Origin of the sequence: Pseudomonas sp. NFIX49, from assembly GCF_900115915.1 — a bacterium.
Lineage (GTDB): Bacteria > Pseudomonadota > Gammaproteobacteria > Pseudomonadales > Pseudomonadaceae > Aquipseudomonas > Aquipseudomonas pharyngis.
In genome coordinates this window covers 1-4034 of sequence record NZ_FOYE01000016.1, presented here as the reverse complement: position 1 = coordinate 4034, position 4034 = coordinate 1, and the positions used below count along the sequence as shown (strand labels likewise).

General features: G+C 57.6%; 2 protein-coding genes. Both read right to left on the bottom strand.

Features of this window, described 5'->3' with window-relative positions; genetic code table 11:
• On the bottom strand, positions 1–2551 hold a 2551-nt coding region (locus BMZ46_RS29445; protein ID WP_175493528.1), incomplete at its 3' end, for an Ig-like domain-containing protein.
• A 209-nt stretch (positions 2552–2760) separates the two neighbouring features.
• Positions 2761–4034: Ig-like domain-containing protein (locus BMZ46_RS28865; RefSeq protein ID WP_175493527.1), on the bottom strand; the 1274-nt coding region annotated here is incomplete at its 5' end.

Genomic DNA, 4034 nt, shown 5'->3' with positions numbered 1-4034 from the left:
CGGTGGTTTGACCTTCGGGGATTTCCACATTGCTTGGCGAGCCCTTGACCGAGGTGAGGGTCGGTGGATCGGCAACGACTACCGTTAACAACCAATCATTGCTCCAGAGAGGAGCGCCCGTGTACAAGCGTTTCGCAACCAAACGGCGAGGGCCCAATGCCAGCGGGAACGTTTCTTCCCAGATGCCGGTTATCACGTCCGCAATCGCCCTACCCAAGACCACGGCGGTGGTTCCGCTTCCCTCCCAGATCTCCACACTCTGCCCTTTGCTTGCCTTGCCGCTCACCGTCACGGTGGGGCTGACGGTTGTTTCGCCTTGCAGGATTTCCTTGCCCTTGTCGTCCAGAATCTTGTCGATGGTCGGTACGACCACAGGCGTCACGGTGAAATTCCGCTCATCCGAGACCTGCCCCGACCCATACCCCGCCTTGGCCGTGAAGCTGTGCAGTGTTTCGCTCAGCCCGGAGACCGTTTTGCTCCAGATCCCGGTGACCGGGTCTGCGGTTGCGTCGCCTTTATCGGTGTTGCCATCCAGAATTTTCACGTCCTGGCCCTTGGCGGCGGTGCCGGTCATGGTCACGCTGGTTTCGATAGTAACGCCGCCGTTGAGGATTTCCTCATTGCTCTGCGAGCCCATGACCGAAGTGATTTCCGGTTTGTCATCCGCCGCCGTCCCTACGACAAACTTCAACGGATTCGAATGACTGGTCTTGCCCGTCGCATCCCGAACGATGTGATAGCGGATACTCAACTGTTCATCGCGATGGGCCTCAAAATACTGCCGTACAAACTCCGCATCGAGCAGAAATTTCACGGCTTTGCCGGCACTCAGTGAGTTGAGGGTTTTGCTGTCCGTAAACAGCAGCACATCTTGGGCATCATACAGTCGCCAGTGCACCACATCCTTGGGCAGGGTCGGGTTATTGACCGGGTCGGGGCAGGTGACTTCGCTGATGCCGTTGGGCAGATCCTTGGGTTCAAACATACCGTCGTTTTCACCGAGCAGGATGGCCCGAACCAGCTCAAACTTCGGCTCGCCGATATTCAACGGCGAGGCTGGCGGGGAAGGCCTGCGAACGATCTCGCCGTTCTCGTCTTCGCTGAGCACCTCGTACCACACCACCAGGGTGCCGCCTTCGCCGGGTTTCAGGTGCTCGGGGCCTGGCACCAGGACGATGAAACCTTCGAGGTCTTCGGCCTCCGGTGGGGTCGGAAAGACCCAGTCCAGTTCGGGCTCGAAAACGGTGTCATCCGGAAGGGTAATGCTCCAGTGAATTTCAATGGCGTTGTCCGGGGTGATCAGCGGATCGTAGGGGATGCGGACGATCACGTTCGGCAAGTCTGGATTCAGCGCTCCTCCCACCTCACTTTCGACGATGGGGGCTGCCAAGCGTGTGGGCTCGCCGATGATATTGATGAAACGGCCTCTGGAGCGCTGAATGATGCTGTCGCCACGTTCCAGGTCGAAGAAAAACACCCCCTGGGTTTTTGCCAGTGCCCGGGCACCGTCGTTGTCCATCGGTACCGGGACCACCAGCGGTGGTTTTTTGTCGATGGTCTTGCGGGCATCGACCTGGACGGTTTCGCCGTCGAGGGTGGTGCCCTGCAAGCGCATGATGATGGTGTCGTTCTGGTTGAAGTCGTCAGGCGATGCTGCAAAGACCTGGAGCAACAATTGCTCTTTACCCAACTGGTCGAGATCGAGTTCGTTCCCATCGGCCTGCTCAAGAATCGGCGCATCCAGCCGCGAGTTGCCGGTGTCGACGACGATGCGCGTTGCCTTGCTCCAGTCCTCGGATTCGTTGTCTGCAAAGTCCCTGACGAAGGATGCCACCGCGAGCCCCTCGCTTCCGGAGTCACCCTTGTCAAGGATGATGTCTTTGCTGATGTGGATGATGATAGGGTTCTTCACCGGGTCGTCGATCTGCTCCTGGATGACCGGATCCGACGGCTCCAATTTGCCGCCCCAGCTCACCCAGCTCACGTCGCCGACGGCGATGTCGGGGTACGGCAGACTGGAGCGGCTGCCGGGTTTGGCCACGACCAGAACGTCCACACCGTTTTCGGCGGTGTCCTTGTCGACACCGTCCTGGACAATTTCCGCCGGCCTGAACGCTACGTGCAGGTTGGAGTGCCCCTGCCCGGGATCGGTGTCCTGGCCGGCGGGGATTTCCAGTTTGACCTTGAGTTTGAGCGGTGGCGTAAAAGGCTCTGGCGCCTGGTTGTAGCGCGTCACCCGATAGGCCAGATCCCAAGAGCCGCTTTGAAAAATGCCCGGTGGGACGAACAGGGTGGCACGCTGGGTCAGTTCGGCGGGCTGGGTTATGGTTAGACGATCGACCATCTTGTCGTTAATCAACAGCTCAACCTTGTCGAGCAGACTTTTGTTTGACCAGACCGGGATCTGCACTTTCATGCCCAGAGTGGGGAAGTTGAGCAGCGCGGCGGCGCGGTTGATGGCCCACTCTCCGCTCGGCAGCAGCTTGGCGCCGGGGATGTCTGGGGCGAGCAGGGCGAGTGTGCCAATGGCTTTTTTGGGTTGGACGAGCATGGCGGGAACTCCTGCCGAAAGATATGGACGGTGGAGTGATTGAGCGAGTAAAGGGGGGATTTGGCTACTGTCAGATGTGACAGGTGGGAGAGGTTTTTCGACCGACGGTCGCATACGTGTACTTCTGGTCAGGCGGTTTTGCTCAGGCGCTGGTCATAACGAAAACGGCCGCGAGGACCGTTTTCGATTGTTCGCTGATCACCAGGTAGTCATCGAATCCCTACAACATCGGAATAATGCCCTGACGTCCTGATATCTACCACCGCGCCCGAAGTAATATATTTGGCTTTTTTAGCCGGAAATGGAAACCAGAAATTGCTGTGATCCGTTGACCAGTAATGGTGGGTACTCATTGGCCAACGTGCTCCGTAAGCCAGATGCATTTCGTGCAGTTCCGCCAGGCTCGGGATCCGTGCACCTGCTGCCGCGACGCTTGAGTTGGCCTGCGTCCAGGTTGCATTCCCGAAACCGAAACATTGGATCACGTTCGTCACCGTCACGTTGTAACTCTTGGATTGGTTGGCTGCATCTCTGGCTGTGATGGTGGTTGTTCCCCGGCCACGCACGGTGACAAGCCCTGAGGAACTGTCAACTTCCGCTACACGCGGATTGCTGGAGGTATAGGTGTAACCTGGGCGGCCACCGGAGGCTCGATGTTGCACCGAGTTACCCGAATTGAACTCGGGAAGAACATTGGGGTTGCCCGGAATGATGTAGGTCTTGCCACCCAACGTGACCGGGCTTTCGTTGAAGTGCAATGGTGCTAACGGGCTCTCTCTGGTAAAGCTGCGTGACACGGTCTGTTGATTGTTGACAACTGACCTTGCGTAAACCGTGTTCGAGCCCAGATGAATGCCGAGGGTAAGTGACCAGACACCGCTCCCGTTGACAGATACGGTTTGCCCCCCCACGTTATTGAGAAAAATCTGCACGCTGTACAACGGCGTTGCCGCCCCGGTCACGGTTACCGAAGTGTCTGTGGTTTTGCCGCCATTACCCAGTTCCCCGCCTGAATGCCGGACGGAGGTGAGTGTGGTGGTGAGATGGGCCCTGACTGTAAATGAGTGGACGGGTGACTCAAGCTGATTTCCATAAAGTGCTTTGGCTTTTAGGACATAAGTGCTCTGACTGAGGCTGGAAAGTCGAGTGCTGGCGCTGCCATTACTGCCCAGTGTTATCGGCGAACCGATGGGAGCTGCACCGTTGTAAAGCTGCACACGCTGATTGCTGTCTGCACTGACTGTTACGGTGACTTCGTTTTCGTATGTGGTGCCATTGTTGCCAATGCTACCTTTGGCATCCGTGACAGAAACGATTCGTGGGGTCGAAGACACCGCCACGGTAAAGGCACGAACCGCCGATTCTGGTTGAGTGCCATACGACGCCTTGACCTTGATGTTGTGAGCGGTGGCCGTCAGACCGGTCAGCGTTTTGGTCCATTCCCCTTTGTTGTCGACGGGAGTATCGGGAGCGATGGGAGTAA